At 74.8% G+C, this 26,725-nt stretch carries 19 protein-coding genes; 9 read left to right on the top strand and 10 right to left on the bottom strand.

The window, feature by feature from the left end; all coding sequences use genetic code 11:
- The first annotated feature begins 37 nt into the window (after nucleotides 1–37).
- From ACFU74_RS01660 to ACFU74_RS01635, 6 genes are all read left to right on the top strand, one after another.
- Complete coding sequence (locus ACFU74_RS01660) at nucleotides 38–460, top strand: nuclear transport factor 2 family protein (RefSeq protein ID WP_380750067.1); 423 nt, start codon at nucleotides 38–40, stop codon at nucleotides 458–460.
- 348 nt (nucleotides 461–808) lie between these two features.
- Nucleotides 809–3,961 carry a type I polyketide synthase gene (locus ACFU74_RS01655; RefSeq protein ID WP_380750064.1) on the top strand — a complete coding sequence of 1,051 codons (3,153 nt, stop codon included), beginning with the start codon at nucleotides 809–811 and terminating at the stop codon, nucleotides 3,959–3,961.
- A 22-nt stretch (nucleotides 3,962–3,983) separates the two neighbouring features.
- Nucleotides 3,984–8,012 carry an SDR family NAD(P)-dependent oxidoreductase gene (locus ACFU74_RS01650; RefSeq protein WP_380750061.1) on the top strand — a complete coding sequence of 1,343 codons (4,029 nt, stop codon included), beginning with the start codon at nucleotides 3,984–3,986 and terminating at the stop codon, nucleotides 8,010–8,012.
- Nucleotides 8,013–8,026: 14 nt separating this feature from the next.
- Entirely contained in the window at nucleotides 8,027–8,614 is a 588-nt protein-coding gene (locus tag ACFU74_RS01645; RefSeq protein WP_380750058.1) for a carboxymuconolactone decarboxylase family protein, read from the top strand.
- A 7-nt stretch (nucleotides 8,615–8,621) separates the two neighbouring features.
- Nucleotides 8,622–9,959: a cytochrome P450 gene (locus ACFU74_RS01640; protein WP_380750055.1), complete on the top strand. Its 1,338-nt coding sequence runs from the start codon at nucleotides 8,622–8,624 to the stop codon at nucleotides 9,957–9,959.
- A gap of 78 nt (nucleotides 9,960–10,037) precedes the next feature.
- The gene (locus ACFU74_RS01635; RefSeq protein WP_380750052.1) at nucleotides 10,038–11,369 is read left to right on the top strand and encodes a hypothetical protein; all 1,332 of its coding nucleotides are present in this window, start codon (nucleotides 10,038–10,040) and stop codon (nucleotides 11,367–11,369) included.
- A gap of 355 nt (nucleotides 11,370–11,724) precedes the next feature.
- Here ACFU74_RS01635 and ACFU74_RS01630 read toward each other — a convergent pair whose 3' ends face one another.
- The 6 genes from ACFU74_RS01630 to ACFU74_RS01605 all read right to left on the bottom strand — a co-directional run bounded on the left by ACFU74_RS01630 (nucleotide 11,725) and on the right by ACFU74_RS01605 (nucleotide 19,587).
- Nucleotides 11,725–12,744: a helix-turn-helix domain-containing protein gene (locus tag ACFU74_RS01630; protein ID WP_380750044.1), complete on the bottom strand. Its 1,020-nt coding sequence runs from the start codon at nucleotides 12,742–12,744 to the stop codon at nucleotides 11,725–11,727.
- A gap of 82 nt (nucleotides 12,745–12,826) precedes the next feature.
- Complete coding sequence (locus ACFU74_RS01625; RefSeq protein ID WP_380750041.1) at nucleotides 12,827–13,642, bottom strand: carbohydrate ABC transporter permease; 816 nt, start codon at nucleotides 13,640–13,642, stop codon at nucleotides 12,827–12,829.
- A complete protein-coding gene (locus ACFU74_RS01620; RefSeq protein WP_380750038.1) occupies nucleotides 13,639–14,550 on the bottom strand; it encodes a carbohydrate ABC transporter permease in 912 nt (303 codons plus the stop codon). The genes ACFU74_RS01625 and ACFU74_RS01620 overlap by 4 nt, the downstream gene beginning before the upstream one ends.
- On the bottom strand, nucleotides 14,543–15,805 hold the full coding sequence (locus ACFU74_RS01615; protein WP_380750035.1) for an extracellular solute-binding protein: 1,263 nt from the start codon (nucleotides 15,803–15,805) through the stop codon (nucleotides 14,543–14,545). Before ACFU74_RS01615 ends, ACFU74_RS01620 begins: the two co-directional genes overlap by 8 nt.
- Nucleotides 15,806–15,928: 123 nt before the next feature.
- Nucleotides 15,929–16,702 (bottom strand): alpha/beta fold hydrolase, encoded by a 774-nt coding sequence (locus ACFU74_RS01610; protein ID WP_380750032.1) that lies wholly within the window; start codon nucleotides 16,700–16,702, stop codon nucleotides 15,929–15,931.
- 101 nt (nucleotides 16,703–16,803) lie between these two features.
- Entirely contained in the window at nucleotides 16,804–19,587 is a 2,784-nt protein-coding gene (locus ACFU74_RS01605) for an ATP-binding protein (RefSeq protein WP_380750029.1), read from the bottom strand.
- Nucleotides 19,588–19,650: 63 nt separating this feature from the next.
- Here ACFU74_RS01605 and ACFU74_RS01600 point away from each other — a divergent pair, with 63 nt between their 5' ends.
- Nucleotides 19,651–20,136, top strand: coding sequence for an MBL fold metallo-hydrolase (locus tag ACFU74_RS01600; RefSeq protein ID WP_380750247.1), 486 nt, complete (start codon nucleotides 19,651–19,653; stop codon nucleotides 20,134–20,136).
- Between the two features lie 517 nt (nucleotides 20,137–20,653).
- Here ACFU74_RS01600 and ACFU74_RS01595 read toward each other — a convergent pair.
- On the bottom strand, nucleotides 20,654–21,451 hold the full coding sequence (locus ACFU74_RS01595; RefSeq protein ID WP_380750026.1) for a hypothetical protein: 798 nt from the start codon (nucleotides 21,449–21,451) through the stop codon (nucleotides 20,654–20,656).
- Between the two features lie 325 nt (nucleotides 21,452–21,776).
- Between ACFU74_RS01595 and ACFU74_RS01590 the strand changes: the two genes are divergently transcribed.
- On the top strand, nucleotides 21,777–22,280 hold the full coding sequence (locus ACFU74_RS01590) for a hypothetical protein (RefSeq protein ID WP_380750023.1): 504 nt from the start codon (nucleotides 21,777–21,779) through the stop codon (nucleotides 22,278–22,280).
- An 87-nt stretch (nucleotides 22,281–22,367) separates the two neighbouring features.
- On the opposite strand, the gene ACFU74_RS01585 is transcribed toward ACFU74_RS01590, so the two are convergent.
- From ACFU74_RS01585 to ACFU74_RS01575, 3 genes are all read right to left on the bottom strand, one after another.
- A complete protein-coding gene (locus ACFU74_RS01585; protein WP_380750020.1) occupies nucleotides 22,368–23,132 on the bottom strand; it encodes an aminoglycoside adenylyltransferase family protein in 765 nt (254 codons plus the stop codon).
- A 91-nt stretch (nucleotides 23,133–23,223) separates the two neighbouring features.
- The gene (locus tag ACFU74_RS01580) at nucleotides 23,224–23,682 is read right to left on the bottom strand and encodes a nitroreductase family deazaflavin-dependent oxidoreductase (RefSeq protein WP_380750244.1); all 459 of its coding nucleotides are present in this window, start codon (nucleotides 23,680–23,682) and stop codon (nucleotides 23,224–23,226) included.
- 114 nt (nucleotides 23,683–23,796) lie between these two features.
- Nucleotides 23,797–25,662: a BTAD domain-containing putative transcriptional regulator gene (locus tag ACFU74_RS01575; RefSeq protein WP_380750017.1), complete on the bottom strand. Its 1,866-nt coding sequence runs from the start codon at nucleotides 25,660–25,662 to the stop codon at nucleotides 23,797–23,799.
- 199 nt (nucleotides 25,663–25,861) lie between these two features.
- On the opposite strand from ACFU74_RS01575, the gene ACFU74_RS01570 reads away from it, so the two are divergent.
- Nucleotides 25,862–26,725 (top strand): aminoglycoside phosphotransferase family protein, encoded by an 864-nt coding sequence (locus ACFU74_RS01570; RefSeq protein ID WP_380750014.1) that lies wholly within the window; start codon nucleotides 25,862–25,864, stop codon nucleotides 26,723–26,725.

Below are 26,725 nucleotides of genomic sequence, written 5' to 3'. Positions count from 1 at the left end.
AGCACTTCTCCCGCCGATGTCCGACAACGGAGGAACCATGAACATCCCGGCAGAACGAGACGAACTGTTCCGCACCTGGGCGCATGCCATATCCGCCGACGACCTCGAAGCGTACCTGTCGTGCTACACCGACGACGTACGCGTGGAGGACCTCGCCATGGAGATCGCGGTGGAGGACAAGCCCGGGCTCCGAAAGGCCGGAGAAGTCTGGTTCACCGCGTTCCACGATCACCAACTCACCCTCGACGGCTACCTCGTGGGGGAGAACGGCGAGATCGGCACCAAATGGACGCTCTCCGCCACAGTGGCCGGACGCTTCCCCCACCTCACCGAGAACGCCGTGATGGGCCGCCGCTTCACCAAACACGGGCTGAGCATCTTCACCTTCTCGCCCGACGGGCGCTTCCACTCCGAGACCGCCTACTGGAACGCCGCCACCGTCATCCGACAGATCACCTGACCGACCGCTAGCCGCCCCGTGGCGGAGCCGCCGGGCCGCCCGGGAACCGGTACGGGCCGACGTCCCTCCAGGGCCCACCCGGGTTTCAACGCTTTCACACATCGACCGGCGCGGAAGTCTAGGCCGCCCCAGCGGAATCGTGCATCGTTTCCTGTATCGGCGGCTTCACTTCGGAAGCGGCACCGGCCCGGACGGGCAACGGTGCGCCGTTCCTCACCGGCAGCGGACCCCCGTGTCCCCCCGCTCTCCGGGCACGCCGTCGAGGCGCGGGCGCCGGACCGTCCAGCACCCCGGTGACCGGGTTCTGTCGCACGCGCCGCCGCGGCCTCTGCGAAAGGAGCGGTCCTGATGTCCACCGAACCGTCCACCGAACCGTCCACGGCTGCGGCGTCCGGCGAGCAGGCACGGGTCCCGATGGCCGTCGTGGGGATGGACTGCCGATTCACCGGGCCCGCGACGTCCCCGGAGGGGCTCTGGCGGATGCTGGCGGCGGGCGAGCACTCGGCCACGGGGCTGCCGCGGGACCGCGGTTGGAAGCTGGACGGGCTCTACGACCCGGACCACACCGTCGAGGGCACCACGTACGTGCGGGCGGCGGGCTTCCTCGACGACGTGGCGGGCTTCGACGCCGAGGTGTTCGGGATCGGCCCGCGTGAGGCGTCCGCGATGGACCCGCAGCAGCGACTGCTGCTGGAGAGCACCTGGCACGCGCTGGAGCGGGCTCGCATCGCCCCGAGGGGCCTGGAGGGCAGCCGCACCGGCGTCTACGTGGGGATGAACGACAGCGGCTACGACCAACTGACCGGCAACGCCCCGTCCGGGCTCGAAAGTTACCTCCTCACTGGCACGCAGGCCAGTGTGGCCTCGGGCCGGATCGCCTACGCCCTGGGGTTGAACGGTCCGGCACTCACGGTGGACACCGCGTGCTCGTCCTCCCTGGTGGCCCTGCACCTCGCCGTACGGGCGCTGAGGGTCGGCGAGTGCGACGTGGCGATCGCCGCCGGCGCCACCGTGATCGCCTCGCCCGAACAGCTGAAGTGGTTCTCCCGGCTGAAGGTGTACGCCCCGGACGGGCGGTGCAAGGCCTTCGCCGCCGAGGCGGACGGGTTCGCCCCGGCCGAGGGCGTCGCCGCGGTGGTGCTGATGCCGTTGGAGCGCGCCCGGGCCGGCGGGTACCCGGTGCTCGCCCTCGTGCGCGGCAGCGCGATCAACCAGGACGGGGCCAGCGACCGGCTGACGACCCCGAGCGGGCCGGCCCAGCAAGCCGTCATCCTCGCCGCGCTGCGCGACGCCGGCCTGGAACCGGGGGACATCGGGGTGGTCGAGGCGCACGGCCCGGGGACCCGCGCGGGGGACCCGGTGGAGGCGGCGTCGCTCCAGGCCTGCTACGGCCGCCACCGCACCCCCGAGGACCCGCTGTGGATCGGTTCGGTGAAGACGAACATCGGGCACACCACCGCCGTCGCGGGCCTGGCCGGCGTGGTGAAGATGGTGCTGTCCCTCCAGCACGAGCACCTGCCCGCCACCCTGCACGCGGAGAACCTCACACCGGCCGTCGACTGGAGCGCGGGTACGGTGCGGCTGCTGCGCGAGCCGCGGCCCTGGCCGCGCGGCCCGCGCCCGCGCCGGGCCGGGGTCCTGGCGTACGGCATCAGCGGCACCAACGCGCACGCGGTGCTGGAGGAGGCGCCGGCCGACCTGCGGACCGCCGCCCCCGGACACCCGGCCGAGGACGGCGGGGCCGGGAACGGCAGGGCCTGGAAGGACGGGACCGGGGTCTGGCTGTGGCCGCTGTCCGGAGCCGGCGAGGAGGGCCTGCGGGCTCAGGCCGCCCGCTTGGCCCGGCACGTCCGCACGACGCCGACGGTCGACCCCGCCGACGTGGCCTGGTCCCTGGCCACGACACGCAGCGCGCTCCCCCACCGCGCCACCACGATCGGCGGCGGTGTCGACGAACTGCTGGCCGGGCTCGATGCCCTCGCACGGGGAGAGGCGTCCACCTCGGTGGTGAACGGAAAGGCCCTGCCCGGCACGGCCCCCGTCTTCGTCTTCCCCGGACAGGGCGCCCAGTGGCCGGGCATGGCCGCGGCGCTACTGGAGGCCTCGCCCGTCTTCGCGTCCGCCCTGCACGCCTGTGGCGCGGCCCTGCGGCCGTGGCTCGATGCCGACATCGAGGACGTCGCGTGCGGATCGCCCGGCGCGCCGCCCCTGGAGCGGGCCGAGTACGTCCAGCCCGCCCTGTTCGCCGTGTACGTGGCACTCGCCGAGCTGTGGCGTGCGCACGGTGTCCGGCCCGCGGCGGTGATCGGGCACAGCCAGGGCGAGATCGCCGCCGCGCACATCGCCGGGGTGCTCTCCCTGGAAGAGGCGGCCCGCGTCGTCGCGCTGCGCAGCCGGGCCCTTCGGCACGTCACCTCTCGGGGCGGGATGGCCTCCCTGGCCGCTCCCGCCGCAACGGCCGCGCTCCTGATCGCCCCCTGGGCGGGCCGGGTGGAGGTGGCGGTGGAGAACGGCCCGGCGGCGACGGTGGTGGCCGGGGACACCGACGCCCTCGCGGAAGTACTGGAGTGCTGCGCCCGCGAGGGGGTTCGCGCCCGGCGGCTGCCCGTCGACTACGCCTCCCACAGCCCGCACATGGACCCCGTCCGCGAGGAGGTTCTCACTCTGCTGGAGGACGTGGCGTGCGGGCCCGGCCGCATTCCGGTGTTCTCCGCGACCCTGGGGCGCCGCGTCGACCACACCGCGCTGGACGCCGGGTACTGGTACCGCAACCTGCGGCAGACGGTGCGTTTCGACGCGGCCGTGCGGGAGGCGGTGGCCGCCGGGCACCGGCAGTTCGTCGAGGTCTCCCCGCATCCCGTCCTGGCCGCGGCCGTCGCCGACATCCTGGCCGACGCGGGCGTCGAGGGCGCGGTGGTGCCCACTCTGTACCGGGACCGGAGCGACGCGACGGCCTTCGCCACCGCGCTCGCCCGTGCCAACGCTTCGGGTACGCGGTTGGACTGGGGCGCCCTGTACCCCGGGGCGCGCACCGTCGACCTGCCCGTCCACGCCTTCCGGCACCGCCGCCACTGGCTGCCCACGGAGCCGGCCGGAACCGGCCTGCGGGACGCGGGTCTTGACCCCGTCGGCCACCCCTGGCTCGCCGCGGCGGTCGACCTGCCGGACGGCGGCACCGTGTTCACGGGCAGCCTGTCGCTGTCCGAACACCCCTGGCTCGGCGGCCACGTCGTGCACGGCACGGTCCTGCTGCCCGCCACCGGCATGCTGGAACTGCTGCTCCGGGCGGCTGACCGGCTCGGCTGCGAGCGCCTGGAGGACGTCGTCCTTCGGGCACCGCTCGCACTGCCCTCCAGCGGCGCCGTCGACGTCCGGGTGAGCTGCGCTCCCCGGGCGGCCGACCGCCACGCCCTGACGCTGCACTCCCGTACGGCCCTGGGACGGTGGACGTGCCACGCCCAGGCCACCGGCGCGGGGGCCGTCGAGGCGGAACAAGGATGACGGACCGAGGATGTGAGGACGCATGACGACCTGGCCGCCCGCTTCGGCGGAAGAGGTCCCCGTGGAAGGGCTCTACGAGGACCTTCACGCACGCGGTTACGTCTACGGCCCGGAGTTCCGCCTCCACGGCCTGTGGCGCGACGACGCCGGGTTCCACGGCGAGGTCGCGCCGAGCGGTCATGTCGGCACCGACGCGGCCCTGTTCGAGCTCCACCCGGCGCTCATGGACGCGGCCCTGCACCCCGCCCTCCTCGCCCTGCGGCGGGCGGAGGCGCAGGAGGCGCAGGAGGCGCAGGGCGTCCAGGGGGCGCAGGAGCCGGACGGGGAGTACCGGACGCTCCTCCCCCACTCCATCGGCTCGGTGCGGCTGTACACCCGCGGGGCCGGTGCCCTGCGCTCCACCGTCACCGCCGCGGCGGGCGGCGGCTTCGACATCCGCGTCACCGACCTCGCGGGACGGACCGTGGCCGTCGTCCACGACCTCCAGGTACGGCCCACCACGACCCGGGCCCTGCGCGCGGCGCTCGCCGCCGCCGAGCCCAGCGTCTTCCGGATCGTCTGGCGGCCGTTGGCCGGGCCCGCCTCGTCGGAGGACGGTTCCCGCTGGGCCGTCGTCGGGCCCGGCCGGGACCTGCCGGGAGCGACGCGCTTCCCCGACCTCTCCGGCCTGGTGGCGGCGCTGGCTGCCGGAGCGGCCGCGCCCGACGCCGTCCTGCTCGACCGGCGCACCGCTCCGGACGTCCGCGGCGCCACCGTACGGGCCGACGAAGTCCACCGACGCCTCTCCGCGCTGTTGGACGACCTGCAGCGGCACCTGGCGGACCAGCGGCTCCGCGGGACGCGGCTGGTGGTCCTGGTGCGGGGCGCCCACAGCGTCCGGTTCGGGGATTCCGTGACCGATCTGCCCGCCGCCGCCTGCGCGGGACTGATCCGTACGGCGCAGCGGGAGAACCCGGGCCGGTGCCAGCTGATCGACCTCGACGGCGGCCCGGTGCCGGTCCCCGCGCTGGCCGCGGGAATCGCCGGCGGCCACCCGACCGTGGCACTGCGCGGAGGCACCGCCTACGTGCCCCGCCTGGTCCTCCCCGACGACGGCGACCTGATCTCGCTGCCCGCCGACGGCAGGCCCTGGCGGCTGGCCCCCTCGCACAGCGGCACGCTGGACGGTGTGGCGGCCGTTCCGGCCCCGGACGTCCTCGCGCCGCTGGAGCCCGACCAGCTCCGCGTCCGGGTCCACGCCAGTGGACTGAACTTCCGCGATCCGATGACCGCGCTCGCCAAGGTGGACGGCACGTCCATCGGGTGCGAGGTCGCCGGGGAGGTGGTGGCCGTCGGAGCGCGGGTGACCGGCGTGCGGACCGGCGACCGGGTCGCGGCCTTCGCCGGCGTCGGCGGCCGGGACGGCCTGCACGCCGCCCTGGCGGTGGTCGACCGCCGCTCGGTGCTGCCGGTGCCCGCCCACTGGAGCGACCAGCAGGCCGCCGGGGTCACCGGCGTCTTCGTCACCGCGTACGAGGCGCTGGTCGAGCGGGCCGCCGTGCGCAGCGGCGAGAAGGTGCTGATCCACGCCGCCGCCGGCGGATTCGGCATGGCGGCCGTCCAGTTGGCCTCCCACCTGGGCGCCGAGATCCACGCCACCGCCGGCCGGCCCAAGTGGCCCCTGGTGGAGTCCCTCGGCATTCCCGCGCACCGGATCGCCGACTCGCGGAGCCTGGACTTCGAGGAGCGGCTGCGCTCGGCGACCGGAGGCACGGGATTCGACGTGGTCGTCGGCAGCCTGGCGGGCGACTTCGTGGACGCCTCCCTGCGGCTGCTGCGTCCGGGCGGCCGCTACGTGGAGCTGGGCAAGACCGACGTCAGGGAGGCCGAGGCCGTCCGTGCCCGTCACCCGGGGGTCACCTACCACGTCGTCGACCTGCTCAGCACGCCGCCCGACCGGCTGGGGGCGATCGTCGGGAGGCTGAGCGCGCTGTTCGCCGCCGGGGCCCTGCGGCCGCTGCCCACCCGGTCCTGGAACGTCCGCCACGCCCGCCCGGCCATGCGTCACCTCAGCCAGGGCCGCTCCACGGGCAAGCTGGTCCTCACCCAGGGGCCCGAGCGGCTGGGCCCCGCCGGCACCGTCCTGATCACCGGAGGGACCGGGACGCTCGGCGCGGAACTGGCACGGCACCTGGTCACCACCCACGGGGTGCGCCGCCTGGTCCTCGTCGGCCGCCGTGGTGCCGCAGCCCCGCACGCCCGGCAGCTCGCCGAGGAACTGTCGGCGCTCGGAGCCGCCGTCGAACTGCCGGCCTGCGACGCGGCCGACCGCTCGGCGCTGGCCGAGGTCCTCGCGGCGGTCCCGCCGGAGCACCCGCTGAGCGCCGTCGTCCACGCGGCGGGCGTCCTCGACGACTGCCTGGTCGCCGACCTGACCCCGGAACGGCTGCGGACCGTGCTGCGCGCCAAGGCCGAGGCCGCCCTCAACCTGCACGAGCTGACCCTCGGCGGCGGCCTGCGGGCCTTCGTGCTCTACTCCTCCATGAGCAGCCTGCTGGGCTACCCGGGCCAGGCCAACTACGCGGCCGCCAACGCCTTCCTCGACGCGCTGGCCCACCACCGGCGCGCCATGGGGCTGACCGCCACCTCCGTCAACTGGGGCCTGTGGGAGCAGGCCAGCGGCATGACCGCCCATCTGACGCAGACCGACCTGCGCCGGGTCCAGCGCCACGGTCTGCTGCCCCTGTCCACGGCACGCGCCCTGGCCGGCTTCGACCTGGCCCTGGAACTGGACGAACCGCAGCTGGCGGTGGCGCCCATGCCGTCCGCCGCCGCGGGGGAACCGCTCCCCGACCTCTTCACCGACCTGTCGGCGCACACCCCGCAGCGCGGCGCGGCACGGGCCGCGGCCTCCGACGCGGACACCGCGGCGGAAAGCGCCCCGGAGGAGACCGCCCGGCTCCTGCGGCTGGAGCCCGACCGGCGCGCCGAGCGGCTCGTCGCCCTCGTCCGCGCCCACACGGCGACCGTCCTGGGGCACCCCGGCCCCGAGGCGGTCGACGCCGAAACGCCGTTCCGCGACGCCGGACTCGATTCCCTGGCGTCCACCGAGCTCCGCAACCGGCTGGGCGCCGCCCTGGGCGCCCGGCTGACGGCGACGGCCGTGTTCGACCACCCCACCCCCGCCGCACTGGCCGGCCACCTGGACCGGGTGCTCACCGCGGCCGGCCCCGACCCCGCGCCCGCACCCGCGCCCTCCGGCGCACGGCACGCCCGGCCGGACGGGGACGACGGCGACCTGGTCGCCTCCTTCCTCAAGGCCTGTGGGGCCCGCCAGTACGAGCGGGCGGTCCGGCCGGTGGAGCTGCGGGCCCGGCGGCGCCCGGTCTTCCGCAGCGCCGCCGGGGCTCCGGAGCACCACCCCCTCCTGCTCGCCGACGGTCCGGACCTCCCGGCCGTGGTGTGCGTGCCCAGCATCGGGTCCCCGCCGGACGGCTCCCCCTTCGCCCGGCTGGCCTCCGGATTCACCGGACGGCGCGCCGTCCGGGCCCTGGCGGCACCGGGCTACCGGGACGGCGAACTCCTACCGGCCTCCCTCGATCTGCTGCTGGACCTCTGGGCCGGGGAGTTGGCCGCCCCGCCGACCGCCGACCGCGTCGTCCTGCTCGGTCACTCCTCCGGCGGCTGGTTCGCCCACGCCCTGGCCGAGCGGCTCCGCGGACGCGACGCACCCGCCGCGATCGTGGTCCTCCTCGACACGCTCCCCCCGGGCACCCGGTCCCACCCCCTCATCGAGGAGGCCGCGTTCCGCGTCGCCGACCACGCGACCGCCGCCTTCCCCACCGCCGCGGCCCTGACGGCCGGGATCGCCTACCGCGACCTGATCGCGAACTGGTCCCCGGCCGCCGCCATCGCCCCGACGCTGTTCCTCCGCCCCCGGGACAGCTCCATGGGCCTCCCCTGGCCCTTCCCCCACCACGCCGTCGACGTGCCCGGCGATCACTTCTCCGTCCTCGGCCGGCACGCCCGGCCGGCGGCCGACGCCGTGCAGGCCTGGCTGGAATCCCTGTGAAGGAGCGCGCACCGATGCCCCCGGACGACACATCCGCACAACGGATCGCCCCCCTGCCCGCCGACCACTGGGACGAGCGGCACCGCGCCCTGGCCGCTCGCGTTCCCGAGGTCCTCGGCCCCGGCGTGCCCAACGTCGTCGGCACGCTCCTGCACCACCCCGACCTGATGGAGGCCGTCGCACCGCTCTCGCTCTTCCTGTTGACGCGCGGGCGCCTCCCGCACCGCGAACGGGAACTGCTGATCCTGTGCACCGTCTTCCTCGCCGGGGCCCGGTACGAATGGAGCCGCCACGTCCCGCTCGCCACGAGCGCCGGTCTGCGGCAGGCGGAGATCCGGCGCATCCCGCGCGGACCCGCGGACCCGGCGTGGTCGGACCAGGACCGCCACCTGCTCCGGGCCGCGCACGAACTCCACCGGGGCGCCCGCCTGTCCGAGCCCACCTGGCAGGCCCTCGCCGCCCGCTACGACCACGCCGGGATGATCGAGATCACCATGCTGGCCGGCCACTACCGGATGTTCGCCTACCTCCTGAACTCCGCCGGAACGGACCTCGATCCCGGGTTCACGTCGGAGGCCATGGACTCCTCCGGAGGAGAGTGAGGGCACCATGATCACCAGCCCGACGGACACCGTGCGGATCGCACCCCACCGGCTCCCGGTCGTCGGACACGCGCTGCCCCTGGCTCGGGAGACCCTGCCCTTCCTGCGCTCCCTGCACGCGGCGGGGGACCTGGTCCGCGTGGACATCGGACCGTTGCCGGTGTACTTCGTCACCACCCCCGGCCTCTTCCACCAGGTGCTGGTGAAGGACGCCCACTCGTTCGCCCGCGGCCGGTTCTTCGCCCGGACCCGCCGCCTCCTCGGGGACGGCCTCGCGACCTCCGACGGGGAGAACCACCACCGCCAGCGGCGGCTGATGCAACCGCTCTTCCACCAGAGCCGGATGCCCTACTACGCCTCGGTCATGACGCGGCACCTCCAGGCCCTCACCGACTCCTGGAGGCCCGGCCTGGAGGTGCGGGTCGAAGAGGAGATGATGAACACGGCCATCGGGATCATCGCCGACGCGATGGTCTCCTGCGACCTCGGGCCCGAGGCGGCCGCGGAGATCCGGCACTGCATGCCCGTGCTCGACAGGACCATCGTCACCCGCGCCCTGATGCCGAGGTGGCTCGACAACGTTCCGATCCCGATGAACCGGCGGTTCGACTCCGCGGCGGACCGCATGCGGCGCACCACCGACCGGCTGATCGCCGAGCACCACTCCGCCGACGCCCACGACGATCTGCTGTCGTGGCTGCTGACGGCACACGACAGCGCGACCGGCAAGCGCATGAGCGACCTCCAGGTCCGCGACGAGATCACCACGATCCTGGGCGCCGGAAGCGTGACGACCGCGCACACCATGGCCTGGGTGTTCCACGAACTGGCCCGGTACCCCGAGGTCGAACGCAGGCTCCACGCGGAGCTCGCCGACGTCCTCGGCGGGCGCCCGGCCACGTACGCCGACATCCCGGACCTGGAGTACACCGGCCGCCTGATCCAGGAGGTGCAGCGGATGTACTCCCCGCCGCTGGGGACCCGGCGGGCCCTCACAGCGCTCCGGATCGACGGCGTGCGGATCCCGCCGGACACCGAAGTGGGATTCAGCTTGTACGCGCTGCACCGCGACCCTCGGCTGTACGCGCAGCCCGACCGCTTCGACCCCGACCGGTGGCTGCCGGAGCGCAGCCGGCAGCTCCCCCGGGGAGCGTTCATCCCCTTCGCCGCCGGCTACCACCGCTGCATCGGCGAATTCTTCGCGAGGACCGAGATGGCCCTGACGGTCGCCCACATCGCCACGCACTGGCGCCTTCGCCCTGTGCCCGGGCACCGGGTCCGCCCCGTCGCGGCCCTGGTCCCGCGCCCCGACAGACTGCCGATGACCGTGCTGGCCCGCGACTGACGGTCCCGGTCGGCGAAACCGCCGAACGGCCCTCGTCAGCCCGGCCACCGGCTGTCGGCACCGAGCCAGGAGGGACACATGAAGGAGCGCAAGCCGAACCTGTTACTGGCCGCGCTGCTGTCCGAATCCCGGTGGAGCACCGGAGAACTGGTACGGGCCGTCATCGAACTGGCCCGCGCACAGGGCCTCGAACTGTCCTACCACCGAACAGCACCCGCCCACTGGCTCACCGGCACCAGGCCCAAAGAACCGACACCCAAGCTCATCGCCGAGGCCTTCAGCCGACGCCTCCGAAGGCCCGTCGGCACGGCCGACATCGGCTTCGGGCAGCAGGGGGCCGCGCAGGGGGGCGGGCCCTCGGCCGCCGAACCGCAGGGCCTGCCCCGCGTCATGGAACTCGCGCGCACCGACCTGCACCCCGAGCAGGGCCCACGCTTACGGGAGCGGATCTACGACTCCGCCCGGCTTCCGTCCCGATCCACCGCGCGCCCGGACGACCGGCCGCCCCTCGCCGCCCACGGGGCGACCGGCGACCTGGTAGCCCTGTTCAAGGAACTGCACGTCAGGTACGGCGGCATCAACATCCGCCCGATGCTCGCCGGCTACCTGGCCCACGCGGACCGTACGAACGGCCCGGCCCTGTGGGGACAGCCGGCCGACCAGGCCCGGCTCACCTACCGGATGGGCGCGATGACCGTCGACGCCGGACACCACCACCTCGCCCAGCAGTACCTCCTCTGCGCCCTCGACCTCGCCGCGCGGTGCGGCGACCGGGCCACCTACGCCCTCTCCCTGCGCATACTGAGCTTCCAGGCACTGTCACTCGGCTACACCGCCCGGGCCTTCCAGCTCGCCGAACAGGCCACCGCCGTACGGATCCCCGACGGCCCGCTCCGCGCCCTCCTCCTCGGCCAGCGCGCCGTCTGCCGGTCCGCCACCGCCGAACGGTCCGACGCCGTCGCCGACCTCCTGGCCGCCGAACGCTGCTACGACGTCGCGCCCGACGACGACGACCCCTTCCTGCAGTGCCCCCGCGCCGAGTTCGACTACTGGAGGGGCATGGTGCTGTCCGCCTGCCGGGCGGCCCGGCCCGCCGTCAAGGCGTTCGAGGAGTCCCTCCGGCAGTGGGCCGACGACGAGCACATGGGCCTGGCCATGACGTACTCCGCCATCGCCCGCTCCGCCGTGTCCTCGGGAGCTCCGGACCAGGCGGCGGCCCACTGCGAGGCCTTCCTGGCCCACTACGGGAGCACCGCGTCCGTCTACGCCGACCGCGAGTTCGCCCGGGTGCGGTCCCTGCTCCGGACCTTCCGGCGCAACCGGGCCGCCGCCGAAGTCCTCGACCGGGCCGACAGCCTCTTCCCGGTCGTGGGCCCGCCGCCCCCGAACGCGGCCGGCCCGGGCCGCTGAACCGCTCCGACCCGCCTCCCACAGCGCGGCTCCGCCCGAGAACCCGTCGGACGTGCGGGGGCGGACCTCGACGGCGGACGGGTGCGTCCGACGGGGTGGCGACCGGCGACGCGGCGGTGTCGCGAATGCGCCTCGGCTCCGCCGTCGTGCCCTTCGCGGCACCCCGGCTCCTCGCCTCGGCCAGGTCCGCGGGGGCGGCGGCCCCGGCCGCGCGCAGCGCCGCGACGATCGCCCGGAACGACACGACGATGCTGCTCTCGGACGCGGTCCTGACGGAGGCCCGGATCGCGGCCGAGGCCGCGGCGGAGGCCGGGCTCGCGTTCGGCCGACCGGCGGGTGCGAGGGGTCGGGCCGTTCAGGCCTCGACCAGGTGCGCGGACGCCGTGGGGCCGGCCGGCGCCTTCTCCTGGATGCCGCGCCACTCACGCGGGGCCATGCCGTAGGCGGCCCGGAACACCTTGCTGAAGTGCGCGGCGCTGGTGAAGCCCCAGCGGTGCGCCACGGCGGAGATCGTGGTGGTCCGGTGCAGCGCCAGGTCGTGCCGGCACTCCTTCAGCCGGCGTCGCTGGATCCACCGGCGGACCGTCGCCTCCTCGCCCTCGAAGAGCTTGTGCAGGTAGCGCAGGGAGATGTGGTGGGCCCGGGCGATGGTCTCCGGGCTCAGGTCGGGGTCCGCGAGGTTGCGGTCGATGAACTCCTGGATCCGCGCCAGCAGTGCCCGGTCGCCGCCGGAGGCGTCCGCGGCGGCCCGGCCGAGCACCTCGTCGGCCAGCATGGCGAGCAGGTCCACGACGTTGCGGGCCATCAGCTTGAGGGTGTGCGGCCCGTAGTCCCCGGCGCCGTCCACCAGTCCGGCCAGCAGGGGCGAGAGCAGGCAGCCGAGCGGAGTGTCGGCGCCGAAGCGGCGGGCGGTCACGTGGGCCGTCTCGGACTCGCTCAGGCCGAGGACGTCCCTCGGCAGGACCAGGGACTTGGCCCGGAAGGCCCCGGGGAAGGCCAGCTGGAAGGGGCGGGCCAGGTCGTGGACGAAGACGTCCCGGGGCCCGAGGACCGCTTCGCGGCCGTCCTGTTCCAGGCGGGCGGCGCCCGTGTCCAGCAGGGTGACCACCAGCCGGCCGTCCTGCCCGTCCTGGACGGTCAGCCGCTTCGTCCTCAGGGCGGACAGGCCGTCGCCCTCCACGGTGGCGGTCCGGAGCCGGCCGAGCGACGCGGTGCGGACCGTCCCGCAGGACGGCTCCCCGGGGACGGCCAGGGGCACGGCGCCGAAGGTCCGGGACAGCTCATCGTGCCAGGCCGCCCGCCTGCGGTGGGCGAACGGCGAGCCGGTCGCGCGCGAGCCGCCGTGAGCGCGTTCTTCGTGGACATCCGGTGCCATGATCCCCGTCCTTCGGCCGGTGTGCCTTTCGCACCACCGTGCCAGCGGACCCGGGTCGGGCACATCGCGTGAACCCGCTAGATCAGCGGAGGGCTCCCTCGGTCGCGCCCGAGGTGACGAAGCGCTGGGAGACGGCCAGCAGCAGAACGGCGGGCAGGGAGGCCAGCACCGAGGTCGCCATGACGGCGTTCCACTGGTCGGTGTGGGCGCCGAGGTACTGGTAGACGCCCAGGGTGACCGGACGGACGGACGGCGTGGTGGTCAGGGTGAGCGCGAAGAGGAAGTCGCCCCAGCTGAAGAGGAAGGTGAAGACGGCGGCGGTGACCAGCGCGTTGGTGCTCAGCGGCAGCACCACGGACCGGAAGACCCGCAGCCGGCCGGCGCCGTCGACCCGGGCCGCGTCGATGATCTCCCCGGGGATGGTCCGCATGAACGCGTGCAGGACGACGATCGCGAAGGGGACCCCGGAGGTGGAGTCGGCGAGGACCAGCCCGAGGTAGGAGTTCAGCAGTCCCAGGTCGGCGTAGGCGCCGTACAGCGCGTTGGCCACGACGATGCCGGGCACCATCTGGGTGACCAGGACCCCGAGCAGCACCAGGCGGGTGCCGCGGAGGGAGAACCGGGCCAGCGCGTGGGCCGCCGGCGCGGCGAGCCCGAGGCTGAGCGCCACGCTGCCGAGGGACACCAGGAGGCTGGTGACGAGGTTGCCCCCCTGCTCGCGCAGCGCGACGGCGTAGCCGCCGAAGTCCGGCGGGTGCGGGAACCAGCCGCCCCGCAGGGTGTTGCCCGCCGGCTGGAGGGAGGCGTTCACCATCCAGTAGACGGGGAAGAGCATCAGCGCCAGCAGCACGATCCCGACGGCGGTGGACAGCGGGCCGCGGCCCGGGGCGCGCTTCACCCGGACACCTCCCGGAGCGCCCGGGCGCGGCGGTCGGCCCGCAGGTGGACGAGGGCGAGGACGAACGAGACGGCGATGAGCACATTGCTCAGCACGGCGCCGCGCCCGAACTCGAACTGCTGGAAGGAGAGCTCGTAGGCCCGGGTGGCGAGGGTCTGCGTGGCACCGGCCGGCCCGCCGCCGGTCACCACCAGGACGACGTCCAGCACCTTGAGCGTGTAGACCACGCTCAACAGCAGCACGACGCGCGCCACCGGGCGCAGCAGCGGCCAGGTGATGTGCCGGAACGAGGCCACCGGTCCGGCGCCGTCCAGCCGCGCCGCCTCGTAGAGGTGCGGGGGGATGTCCTGCAGGCCGCCGTAGAGGATCGTGGTGGCGAAGGGGATGCCGACCCAGACGTTGACGAGGACCACCGACAGCAGGGCCTGCGAGGTGCCGGTGAGCCAGGGGACGCCGTCCGAGGAGAGGTGGAGTCCGCGCAGCACCGTGTTGACCACCCCCGTGTCGGGGTCGAGCATCCACCGCCAGGTCGTCCCGGAGGCCACCAGCGGCAGCAGCCAGGGCAGCAGCAGGAGCGAGCGCAGCAGGCCGCCGAGCGGGAAGCGGCGCTGGAAGAACAGCGCGAGGGCCAGGCCGACGGCGAACTGCCCGAGGACGGAGCCGGCGGTGAACAAGGCCGTGGTCGGCAGGGCCCCGGTGAACGCCTCCGAGGAGAGCACCGTCGCGTAGTTCCGCAGGCCCGCGAACGGGGCGGAGCCGGTGTAGAAGGTCGTGGCCGAGTACTCCTGGAAGCTCATCACGGCGTTCTTGACGACGGGGTAGCCGAAGAAGAGCAGCAGGTACGCCACGGCGGGCAGGACGAACAGCCACCGGGACAGCCGGGCCCCGGGGCCGGGCCGGTCAGTCACCGGTCGCGGTCCGCTGCGCCTGCCTCAGGGCCTCCTCGGGCGTCTGCCGCCCGGTCAGCGCGGACTGGATCGCGGTGTAGATCCCGGTCGCCGCCTTCGGCCACCTGACGCCGAGTTCCCCGGTCCGGGTCCGCGCGTTCTCCACGCCCTTGACGAAGACGGCCCTCGACGGGTTCTGCTCCGCGTACCGGGCGGCGGCGGCCGTCCGGGAGGGGACCGTCACGTGCCGGCCGGCCAGGGTGAGCATGTTGTCGGGCTCGGTGAGGCAGGCGAGGACCTGGGCGGCCTTCCGCTGCCGCTCCGCGGACGGGTTCTGCGGGAGCGTCCACACCTCGCCGCCGAGCGGGGTGACCGGGGTCTGCCCGGCCCGGGGCACGGGGATCGGGGCCACCGCCCAGTGCAGGCCGGGGTCCTTCTCCAGGGCGGGGATCCGCCACGGCCCGTTGATCATCATGGCCGTCCGTCCGGCGGCGAACTGGTCGTGCAGGTCGGCCTGCGTCCAGTTCAGCACCGACTTGGACATGGACCCGCTGTTCACCAGGTCGACCCAGAGCCGGAGCGCCTCGGCGGCCTCCGGGGTGTCCAGCCGCTTCTCGTCGCCGCCGTTGGACCACAGGAAGGGCAGGAACTGCCAACTGCTCTCGAAGGTGGCGTTGGCGTCGACCGCCATGCCGTAGCGCCCGGGGCGGGTGAGCCGGGCCGCCGCGTCCTTCAGGTCGTCCCACGTCCGCGGCACGGCGACACCGGCCTCGGCGAGCATGTCCTCGTTGTAGAAGAGGGCGACCGTGCTGACGTAGGGCGCCAGCCCGTACACCTTCCCCTGGTGGCTGCCCGCGGACAGGATGTGCTCGGCGAAGCCCCCGGTGTCGATGCCGTACCGGTCCAGCGGCGTCAGCGCGCCGGTCTGCGCGATCTGCTGGAGGTCGGCGTTGTCCAGCATCAGCAGGTCCGGCAGGGTCCGCGACGAGGCCTGCTGCAACACCTTGGGGACGAGCGACGCGCCCGGGACGCTGGTGTGCTCGACGCCGACGCCGGCCCGCTCGCCGCAGGCGGAGAGCATCTCGCTCCACTGGGCGTGCTCGGTGGCGTCGGTGTAGTAGTCGAGCACCGTGATGGAGGTGGCGCCCTCGGCGGAGCCGGAGCCGGAACCGGAGCCGGTCCCCGCGGCGCATCCGGTGGCGGCCACGACCAGGGCCATGGCTCCGGCCAGGCCGATGACGAAACGTCGAGTCGGCCGTCCGACCGGTGAAAACATGCTGGGTGCCTTGTCGAGTGACCGTCAGCGGCCGCGGAACGGCGCTGTCGCGGGAATGGAGGGTGCGGCGGATTCCCGTGACGTCTCGATGACCCGAACCGGTGCCTTCCGCTCGAACCCATCTTAAACACCCCCGGCGGGCGGCCGACGCACGGTGTCCGGGAGCCACCGCGGCGACCGCCGTCCGAGGCCCGCGGCCTCCCGGATCATCGCCGCCACGGCGTCCGGCCGGGACAGCGCGACCGCGTGCGAACCGTCCAGCACGTGCTCGGTGGCCGCCATGCGCTGGGCCATGAAGCGCTGGGCGGTGGGGTTGACGACCCGGTCGGCGGTCGCGATGGCGTACCAGGACGGCCTGGACGCCCAGGCCGGCGGGCCGGGTCTGCCGGTCAGCGCGCCGCACGCGATCGGGCGCTGCGCCGCGGCCAGGGCCCGCTGGACACCGGACGGCAGGTCGGCGGCGTAGACGTGCGGGAAGCGTTCCGCCCGGACGAGCAGCCCGCGCTGCGGGCCGCCCGGCAGCGGGGCCCCGGCCAGCACCTCGGCCACCGGCGCCGGGGCGAAGCGGCGCACGACGTCCAGCACGCACTCGCCCTCGTCGAGGCCGAAGCCGGCGACGTAGCAGAGCGCCACGGCGTTGTCCGCGTCGGCGGCGGCCTCGGTGACGACCGCGCCGCCGTAGTCGTGGCCGGCCAGCACGACGGGTCCGCCGATCCCGCGCAGCACGCCCGCGAGGCGGGCGGCGTCGTGCGCCAGTCCGCGCAGCGGGTTGGCGGGGGTTCGGACGGTCAGTCCGTCGGCGCGGAGCAGTGCGGCGACCGACGCCCACGTCGAGGAGTCCGCGAACGCGCCGTGCACGAGCACGACGGTCGGCAGTAAGGGGCTGGGTCTGGGCACGTCGGCGACCTCCGGCTCGGTGGTGGTCCCCCAGCCAAGCCCGGCCGGGGGGAGCCGCGCATCGCGTGGACGTACCAGAAACGCGGGTGCCGGAGAAGCCGTCAGTCACCGGGCAGGGTCAGCACCAGGTTGGCGAGCTGCACCCGGGAGTTGACCGACAGCTTGCGGAAGGCGGACGTCAGATGGGTGTTGACGGTGTGCGGGGAGAGGAAGAGCAGTTCGGCGGCCGACCGGTTGGTGTGGCCCTGGGCGACCAGGCGCGCGATCTTCTTCTCCGAGGCGGTGAGGGCCTCCCAGCCCTGCACGGGACGCGGCGCGGACGCCGCCCGGCGACCGCCGCCGGCCCCCGCGCGCTCCAGTGCGCGCTGCACCCGCGCCGCCGCGCCGTGGCCGCCCGACTCGGCGAAGGCGTCCCGGGCACCGGTCAGCGCGGCCACCGCCGCACTCGTCCGGCCCGCGGCCAGGAGCGCCCGGCCCAGGTCGGCTGACGCGTCGGCGCGCACCAGCGGGCGGGGGCTCGCCGCGAGCAGGTCCACGGCGTGTTCGAGCAGGGCGGGGTCGTTCCGCACCAGTCCGAGGGCCTGCGCGGCGAGACCGGTGGCCGTCGGCACGGCGGGGTTGCGTTCCGCGTGGGCCTCGGCCTGGGCGGCGAGGTCCTCGGCGAGTTCCGTTTCCCCGCCGCGCAGTGCCGTCCGGGTGGCGAGGGCCACCGAGTCGCGCAGGATCCGCCAGCGCATGAACGGGCCCTCGCGCTGCACCCGCCGGATCCCGTCGACGGCGAGGGCGAGGTCCCCGTCGGCGGCGGCGTGGACGGCTTCGAGGAAGCGCACGGCGGCGGTGTTGCCCGGGTTCGGCTTGGCCGCGAGGAGTTCCCGCGCGGCGGCCAGGTGCTCCCCCGCCGTCTGCCGCTCCCCGCGCAGCAGCGCGATCCGGGAGCGGAGCACCCGGCCGTTGACCTGCTGGACGGAGATCCCCACCTCGTTCTCCAGGCGCTCCATGGTGACCAGGTCGGCCTCGGCGTCGTCGAGTCGGCCGAGGCCCAGGTCGTACCGGCCCTGGGCCCAGGACGTCATCGCCTGCCGGGCCGTCCTGGCGTCGGTCGCCCGCAGCAGCAGGCGCCCGGCGGACTCGAAGTCGTCCAGGTGCAGGTGCGCGACGATCTCCTCGGGCAGGAAGGCGGCGTCGACGGCGCTCAGCGCGGCGAAGCGCTCCAGCGCGGTCGCGCCCTCCCCCGCGTTCTGCGCGATCTCGCCGAGCGCGGACAGGGCCAGGACGTGCGCCTCCCGGTCGCCGGCGGCGGTGGCGGCGCGCAGCGCGGCCTCGCCCGCCTCGCGCGCCGCGGCCAGGTCCCGCTCCCGGGACAGCGCCAGGGTGCGCAGGGCGGCGAGGCGCGCCTCGACCTCCGCGGCGGCGCCGCCCGTGGCGAGGGCGGCCTCGGTGCGGCGGCGCAGCTCGCCGGCCAGGTCCAGGTCCCACAGCGTGCCGCCGAGGGCGGCCTGGAGCCGGCCGAACACCTCCAGCGGCGGGCGTGCGGCCAGCAGCAGATCGCCGGTCGCCAGGGCCTCCCGGCTCCGGCCCGCCCGGGTCAGGAAGCGGACGGCCTGCTCCCCCACCGTGAACCGGAGCGGGCGCGCCGGGGGGACGAGTTCCAGGGCGCGCGTCATGAGGTCGGCCGCGAGGTCCGGTGTGACCGGCAGCACGTCGTCGGCGGCGCGGCGCAGCAGTGTCACGGCCTCCTCGTCACCGGGCAGGGCGCCCCGGAGGATGTGCGGCACCGCGTCGATCGGCCGGTGCCCGGCGGCGACCAGGCTGCGGGCGGCCTCCCGGTGCAGGGCCTTGCGGGCGGACGGCGGGATGTCGGCGTAGACCGCCTGGCGCAGCAGGTCGTGGCGGAACGCCAGCCGCTCGCCGTCGTCGTCGAGGAGGCCGGCGCGCAGGGCCTCCTCCAGTGCCGGGAGCAGGTCGGCGGCGGGGCGCCCGCAGAGCGCGGCGGCGGCGTCGAAGCCGAAGCCGCGCCCGAGGACGGCTCCCATCTGGAGGAAGCGCAGGGTGTCGGGCCGCAGGGAGCCGAGTCGGCCGCGCACGCCCACCACCAGGCCGGGCGGCACCTGGTCGTCCGGCGTCCGGGCGTGACGCAGGCCCGTGAGCATCTCGACGGCCAGGAACGGGTTCCCGCCGGCGCCGTCGAGGAGGTCCCGCACGCGTTCGTCGATCGCCGTCCCGAGCGCGTCGCCGGCGAGTTGGCCGATGGCGGAGCCGGACAGCGGTCCCAGCGGGACGGTGACGGTGCGGAGGTGGCCGGCGGCGGCCGTGACGATCTCCCGCGCGGGGCCCGAGGGTTCGCGCCGGCCGGCCAGCAGCCAGAGCACCGGCGAGGTGCGCAGCCGGGCGGGCAGCTGTTGCAGGGCGAAGCGGCTGAGCGCGTCGGCCCACTGCACGTCGTCCAGGCCGATCAGGACGGGCATGCCGCCCGCCCGGGCCTCGATGGCCTCGGCGAGCCGTTCCACCAGCCAGATCCGCTGGTCGTGGTTGCGGGCGAGGTCGGCGAAGTCGTCGCCGGAGAGCAGCGGCCGGTCACCGTGCAGCACGCTGGTGGCGAGCGAGGAGAGCGGCACGATGTGGTGCAGTTCGTCGGCCTTGCCGACACCGGCGGAGAACCCCGCGGCCTCGGCCCTGGCGACGGCTTCGGCGAGCAGCGTGGTCTTGCCGATGCCCGGTTCGCCCTGGATCAGGGCCAGCCCGGCGCTTCCGGTGCGGGCCACCGAGGCGATCAGCGCCGCCAGCTCGCCGAGTTCCGCCTCCCGGCCGCGCAGACCGCTGCGGGACAGCGGACCACCTGCTCCCGCCATCCCCGACTCGTCCCGTCCGCCCGGTTCGCTCCTCATCGCCTCGGAGAGTGTACATACCCCGGGTAACTGCTCTGACCTGGGCATTCGCACCCGGAGGTCCTGGACGCGAACGCGGCGGGGCGCCGACGCCGTGGTCGGCACCCTGCCGCGTTCCCGGCCGCCCGGCGCGCCGAACCCTTCGAGCCCGACCTCGTCCTCCACGGCGAGACCGCCCTCGCGGACCTCGGCGTCGACGGCCGGATCATCCCCGCGCCCGGCCACACCGCCGGCTCCGTCGCCGTGCTCACCGACGACGGCGCCCTGGTGGCCGGCGACCTGATCGCCAACTCCTTCATGGGCCTGGTCCGGGGCCGCCCCGCCAGCCCTCCCTTCCACGACGACCCGCTCGCCAACCTCGCCGGCCTCCGCGCGATGCTCGCCCTCGGCCCCACCCGTCTCCACGTCGGCCACGGCACCCCGCTCGACCCGGCCCGCGCCGCCCGCCGGGCGACGGCCGAACAGCGCCGGCTGGAGCGCCGGGCGGCCTGGGGCCGGCTGCGGAACAGGCCCCAGGACCAGGCCGGCGGACCGGCCCGGCCCGTGTGATCCCGGGGGTCTCCGGCGTGACGGCGCCGCGGGCCCGCGGGGCTCGGGCGTCGATGCCCCTGCGCGCGGGCTCGACCGCGATGCCCTCCAGGACACCGGTCGGCCCCGACGCCGACAGGGCGTCGAGGTCCCGGGGTCGGCACCCGCGCATCGCGCCGGCGAGACGTGGATACGCCCCGGGCTCGTACGGCGGATCCCGCACGTGGGGGCCGTGGGAGTCGGCCGTGTGGTCGCTGCCCACTCTCCTGGTGACGCCCCTGGGCATCACGCCCGCCACCGCGACCCGCATCGACGAGCCCAACGGGGTCGTCGCCGGACTGCTCGTGGCAACCGCCGGCCGCCTCGTCCCGGCCCTGCTGCCGACCGGTTTTCGGGACGACCTGTGGCAGGCGGCCTTCGACGCCTTCGTCGGGAGGCCGGATCGCCTCGGTGGTCAGCGCCGTCCTGATGGCGGGCGCAGCGGTCCTCATCGCCGAGGAGCCGCGCTCCCGAACAGCCGGGCCCGCGCCGCCGCGGGTCAGACGGTGCGGTTCCCCTCGTCGTCGCAGGGGAGTCGGCCGGTCGGCTCGTTGGCGTGGAAGTCCCGGTCGGCCTGCTTCTCCACCTCGGTGATCGCGGTGGGCTTGACGTTGATGATGCCGCCGAAGGGGCGGTCGACGTCGCGGATGAGGACCAGGGTGGTGGTGAGCAGCGCGGTGATCACGACGAGGGTGATGACCTGGCCGCGGTTGTTGCGGCGGGGGAGGCAGACCGCGAGGGCGACGACCGTGATGATCAGGGTGGCGAGCAGGAACCAGAGGATGGCGCCGGGGATGCTGGCGGAGGCCTGGGTGAGGCGCTCCTCGCGTTCGTCGGAGCGCTTGTTGTCGGCGGCGACCAGCATGCCGAAGACGGGCTGGCCCTGGAGTTCGGCGAAGGTCTGCCGGAAGTCGGTCGACCAGACGCTGGGGGCCGGGGACCCGTTGCCGTCCGCCATGGCCGGCCACTCCTGCTCGCGCACCGCCCGGGCGTAGCAGACGGCGCCGGCCTGGATGCGGGCTCGCTGGGCGGCGGGCGCGTACTCGGCGGTCTCGACGAGTTGGTCGAGGGCGCGGGCCTCGCCGCGGGAGGAGACCTCGGCCTTGCCGTAGGAGCCGTTGGCGGTGACCAGGACGAAGGCGAGCAGCAGCACGGTGAGGGTGAGCAGCGGGCCGACGAGGTCCTTGACGGCCATGCCCTCGTCGTCGTTCGCGGTGATCAGCCGGGGGCGCAGGTAGCGGTTGGCCGCCAGGCCCACGAGCAGGGCGATGACGGCGACGACGATGACCAGGAGCACGGGGCGGGCCGCCTTCGGTGGAGGGGAGGAACCTCCGGATCATCGCCCGCCGCCGGCGCCGCCCCGATGACGGACCCGTCCGGGTACGCAGGACGGGGGTGCGGTTTGCTCCGCCCGGAGCAGGAGGCGGCCCGCGGTGGGCCGCCGGCGGGAGGGGTCCGCCACCCCGTCCTGTGAGCCGGTGCACGGGGCCGGACCACCCGAATGCCTCACCCGGGGAGCGGCCCACGGGCGGGCGCGGACACTCGACGTGTGGCGGCCGATTCACCCCCGGACCGGGGGGTCGCGGGCCGCCGACTCCCCCGTACCGGTAGGAGGTACGCGCATGTCCATCAGGAATCTCGGCGGCGCCCTGATGCTGGTCGCCGGCGCGCTCGCGTTGCAGACGACACCGGCCCAGGCGGTCGCCGAACGGATCCCGGCGAACTCCTGCCCGGGCGACGACCGCGCGAGAATCGTCTCGACGTTCTACGACGCCCTCCCCCCGGGCAACGGCGACGGCCGCCGGGTGTACCTGCGGTGCGGTGTGCACACGGGCCCGAACTCCGGCTACGGGCTGCGGCACATCGACGCGGGCCACGGGCCCGGGCCCAACGTCGACGTCGACGTGGGGCAGGTCAACCGCTGCATCAGGGCGATCGCCGAGCACTACCGGCCCCAGAACGAAGCCGGCCAGTGGGTCTACCGGACCGACCCGAACAAGGCGACGCAGTGGCGGCTGGTCGTCGATCCCGTGCACGACGAGCGCGGCGTCGTGACCCTCTTCGCCGAGAACAACACCCAGAACGGGTACCGGGACTTCGGCCGCTGTCCCACCGACGTCCAGTAGTCCGAGCGGGCCGCCGCCGGGAATCCGGTGACGGCCCGCTCCACCGGATTGCCCGGCCCCCGGACAGCCGCACGCCCAGCCGCCGCATCACCTCCCCCGGTGGCGCAGGCCGGCGATGCGGGCGAGTACCTCGTCCACGTGGGGGCGCACTCGGCCCTTCAGTTCCGGGCTCCAAGCCTCTTCCTCGTAGTGGCAGTTGAGGTACAGGTACCTGGCGTGCTCCAGGACCGGGCGGTGCTCCGGGGGGAGGTGGGCCAGGGCCCAGTCCGCCGCGGCGTCCTTGGGTTCGACCTCGCCGGTGGCGAGGGTCGTCCAGATGCGGGCGAGGGTCAGCAGGACGTTGCGGGTGTCGCCGGGCAGGTCGTCGAGGAGTTCGGGGATGCCCAGGACGCTGGCGCGGACGAGGTCGGCGTGCGGCACGGGGTCGAGGAGGCGGCCGGGCGGCGGTCCGGTGAGGGGGTGGTCGCCGGACAGGACCATGGTGAGCGCGAGGGCCAGGTCCGGCATGGGGCCGGGCTGCGGCGGGCCGCCGTCCTGGAGTTCGCCGCGCAGCCACTCGCCGAACAGGAAGTCCCCTCTCGGCGGGAACCGCCAGGGCCGGACCTCGGACTGGACGACGACGGTGAGTTCCACCGGCCGGACGGTGGGCGAGAGTCCGGAGATCTCCAGCAGGCCTTCCGTGAGCGCCCGCCGGCCGCGGTCGTCCAGGCTCTGCCGCGTGACGGCCAGGACGTCCAGGTCGCTGGCCGCCCTGAGGCCGCCGAGTACGGCGGAGCCGTGGAGGTACGTGCCGAGGAGGTCCGACGACAGGACGCCGCGGACGAGTCCGACGGTCCGGTCGAGTTGGTCCATCACCGCATTCTCCCCCGTGGGGCGGAGCGGGCCGCAGGCGGCGCCGGAGCCGCCCCGCACCGGCCGTGCGGGGCGGCCCGTGGGCCGGGGCCTACGCCGGGCCGGACGGCTGCTCGGGTTCGAGGACGAAGACCGGGATCACGCGGTGGGCCTTCTCCTGGTACTCGGCGTACGGCGGAAACGCGGCGACCGCGCGCCGCCACCACTGGTCCCGCTCCTCCCCGGCGAGCTCACGGGCCGTCATGCCCCGGCGTTCGGAGCCGTCCTGGAGGTCGACCCGCGGGTCGGCCCTGAGGTTGAAGTACCACTCCGGGTGCTGCGGGAAGCCGCCCTTCGAGGCCACCGCCGCGTACCGCCCCTCGTGCTCCACCCGCATCAGCGGGATCTTGCGGATCCGGCCGCTCTTCGCGCCGCGCATCGTGACGACGACGACCGGCAGGCCGGTGTCCCGGAGCGTGGTGCCCCGGGTGCCGCCCGAACTCTCGTACAGCTCTACCTGTTCGCGGATCCACTGCACCGGACTCGGCTCGTACTCGCCCTCAAGAGGCATTGCCATTCACCTCGTTGTCGCGTGCGGACTGTGCCGGACCAGTCCAGCACAGTCCGCACGGGAAGGGGAGACGCCACTCCCGCTCCCGGCGCCGACCCCCGGCGCGCGGCCGGATCAGGGACGTCCTGCCGGAGGTTCCTCCGTTCCCGGGTGCGCGGCGGCGGTCTCGACGGCGAAGGCGTGCAGCAGGTCGTGCAGCCGGTAGTGCTCGGCGCGGTCCTGGATCAGCAGGTTCTCGTCGACCAGTGACTCCAGTGCCTCGCGCGCCGAGGCCGGGGAGAGCGCGGCGAGTTCGGCGGTGGAGTGCGCGGTGTAGTCGCGGCCCGGGTGGACGGCGAGCAGCCGGAAGAACCGCCGGGCGGGTTCCGGCAGGCCCCGGTAGGAGTGGTCGAAGGCGGTGCGCAGCGAGCGGTCGCCCGCGACGAGGGCCCGGATGCCGCCGTGTTCGAGGTGGTCGGCCAGGTCGGGAAGGCCCCAGGCGGGGCGGGCGCGCAGCCGGGAGGCGGCGAGGGCGAGGGCGAGCGGGAGCCGGCCGCAGAGCCGGGTGATGCGTTCCGCGGCCTCCCCGGCGGCGGCGACCCGGTCGGCGCCGACGGTGGCGGCCAGCAGGGAGACGGCCTCCGGCGGGCTGAGCGGGTCGAGGGGCAGGGCGCTCGCGCCGTCCAGGCCGGCCAGTCGGCGGCGGCTGGTGACCAGGACCAGGCAGCCCGGCCCGGCCGGTACGAGCGGGCGCACCTGCGGTTCGCCGGCGGCGTTGTCGAGCAGCAGCAGCGCCTCGCGTCCGTGCAGGCGGTCGCGGAACAGCGCGGCGCGGGCGTCCAGCCCGGCCGGGACCCGGGACTCGTCCACGCCGAGGGCGCGCAGCAGGCCCTCCAGCACGTCGGACGGGTCGAGGGGGCGGTGGTCCCGGGAGAAGCCGCGCAGGTTGACGTAGAGCTGGAGTTGGCTGAACCGGCCGGCCCGGGCGAGTTCGTGGGCCGCGCGGACGGCGAGCCTGGTCTTGCCGACGCCGGCCATCCCCTCGATCACGGTGACCTGGACGGTGGCGGGGGAACCGGCGGGGCCGGTGGCGGCGTCCAGCAGGGCCGCGAGTTCGGCGCCGCGCCCGGTGAAGGTCGCCAGATCGGCGGGGAGTTGGCGCAGCACGGTGACCGGTCCCGCACCGGCCTGGGAACGGCGGACCGGTTCGGCCGGACCGGCGGGCGCGCGGCGCGGGCCGCGAGGTGGCTCGGCGCCGCCCGGTCCGAGCACCCGCTGGTGCACGGCGGCGATCTGCGGACCGGGTTCGATGCCGAGGTCGGCGGCGAGTGCCGCACGCACCCGGCGGTAGACCGCGAGCGCTTCGGCGCGCCGCCCGGCGGCGGCCAGGGCCTCGATCAGCAGGGCGTGCACGCCCTCCCGGTGCGGTTCCTCGGCGCCGAGTCTTCGCAGCCCCCGGATCGCCTCGGCGGTGCGGCCGAGCCGCAGGTCGGCGTGGGCGGCGAGTTCGGTGAGCTCGATGCGGGCCTCCAGCCAGCCCGGCACCTCGTCTCGGTGCAGCGGATCCGACGGTACGTCGGACAGCGGTACTCCGCGCCACAGCTCCAGGGCGGCGGCGGCCGAGTGGGAGACGGTCGGCCAGTCCTCGCGCCGGGCGGCGCCGCGGGCGGACTCGCCCTTCGCGGTGAAGATGGTGGCGTCCAGTTCGGTGTGCGGGTCCAGGCCGATCCGGTAGCCGGATCCGGTGGTCTCGACCCGTTCGGCCGCCTCCCCCAGTAATCGGCGCAGCCGCAGGACATGGCTGCGCAGGGTGGTGGTGGCGGCACGCGGCGGCCGGTTGCTCCAGACGGCGTCGGCCAGTTCGTCCACGCCGACCGTCTGGTTGGGACGGCAGAGCAGGCTCGCCAGCAGGGTCCGGACCCGGGACGGCACCATGACCGCGGCTCCGGCGACGCGGATCTCCAGGGGCCCCAGGAGGCCGAACCAGATCGTTCCACCCACCGTATCTCCCCAAGATCTGCACGGTTGCGGCTGCGATTGAACCCATATTGAACACGTCCAGTCAAGGAGTGACGCATAAAGAACATCTTTGAACAGGACTTGCACGCGGGTTCCATCGGGCTTGAACGCGGGTCCGTCACGCTGTCGACGTTGATCGCGTCAAAGATCGTCCGCCGCCCGCCGATTGGTGATGATCCCGTTGCTTGATCTGGAAGAGATAACCGCGAGGTTCCAAGCGATCGCCGACTACGCCCGCACCGGCAAGGTCAACCACCGCTGGCTGGGCGCCCTGCCCGGCCAGGTGGCGGCCCTGGCCCGGGAGTGGGAGCTGGAGATCGGCACCGACGTCGAGACCGACTTCACCTCGGGGGTCTCCTCCGTGGTGCTCGCCTGCACCGGACCGCGCGGCGCGGCGAGCCTGAAGCTCGCCGCCGACTCCTACGCGCTGGCCGAAGAGGTCGCGATGCTCCGCCAGTTCGCGCCCAGCGGGCGGGTCCAGGAGGTGCTCGCCACCGCCCGCGGCGCCGCCCTGCTGGAGGCCGTGCACCCTGGCACTCCGGTGGAGGACCTGCCCGAACAGCCCGGCCCTGCCGAGTACGCCCGCTTCCTCGGCGAACTGCACGGGGCCGGTGACCCGGAGGCCTCACCGCGCCGGATCACCGACTGGCTGGAGCTGATGTACGGCTGGACCGAGCGCGGCGGCCTGGACTGCACCGCCTCCCGCCGGATCACCGCCGAACTGCTCGCCGACCCGGCCGACCGGGTGCTGCTCCACGGTGACCTGCACCTGGGCAACGTCCTGGCCTGCGACACCCGGGGCCTGGTCGCCCGCAGCCCGATCGCCTGCGCCGGCGAGCGCTGCTTCGACGCCGCCGACTACGTCCTGGAGGGCCGGGAGCGGTCCGTCATGGTGTGGCGGCGCGACGAACTCGCCCGCGCGGCGGGGCTGGACGTCGACCGGCTGGACGCCTGGTGCCGGGCGATGGCCCCGCTCGGCGCGTCCCGCTCCCCCAGCCCCGAGCGCGCCTCCGAGCTGCTCGCGTTCGGGCGCGGTGAGTACTGA

It is taken from the genome of Kitasatospora sp. NPDC057500 (assembly GCF_042802195.1).
Classification (GTDB): Bacteria; Actinomycetota; Actinomycetes; order Streptomycetales; family Streptomycetaceae; genus Kitasatospora.
The sequence above is the reverse complement of the archived record's forward strand: the minus strand, read 5'-3'. Positions and strand labels throughout refer to the sequence as shown.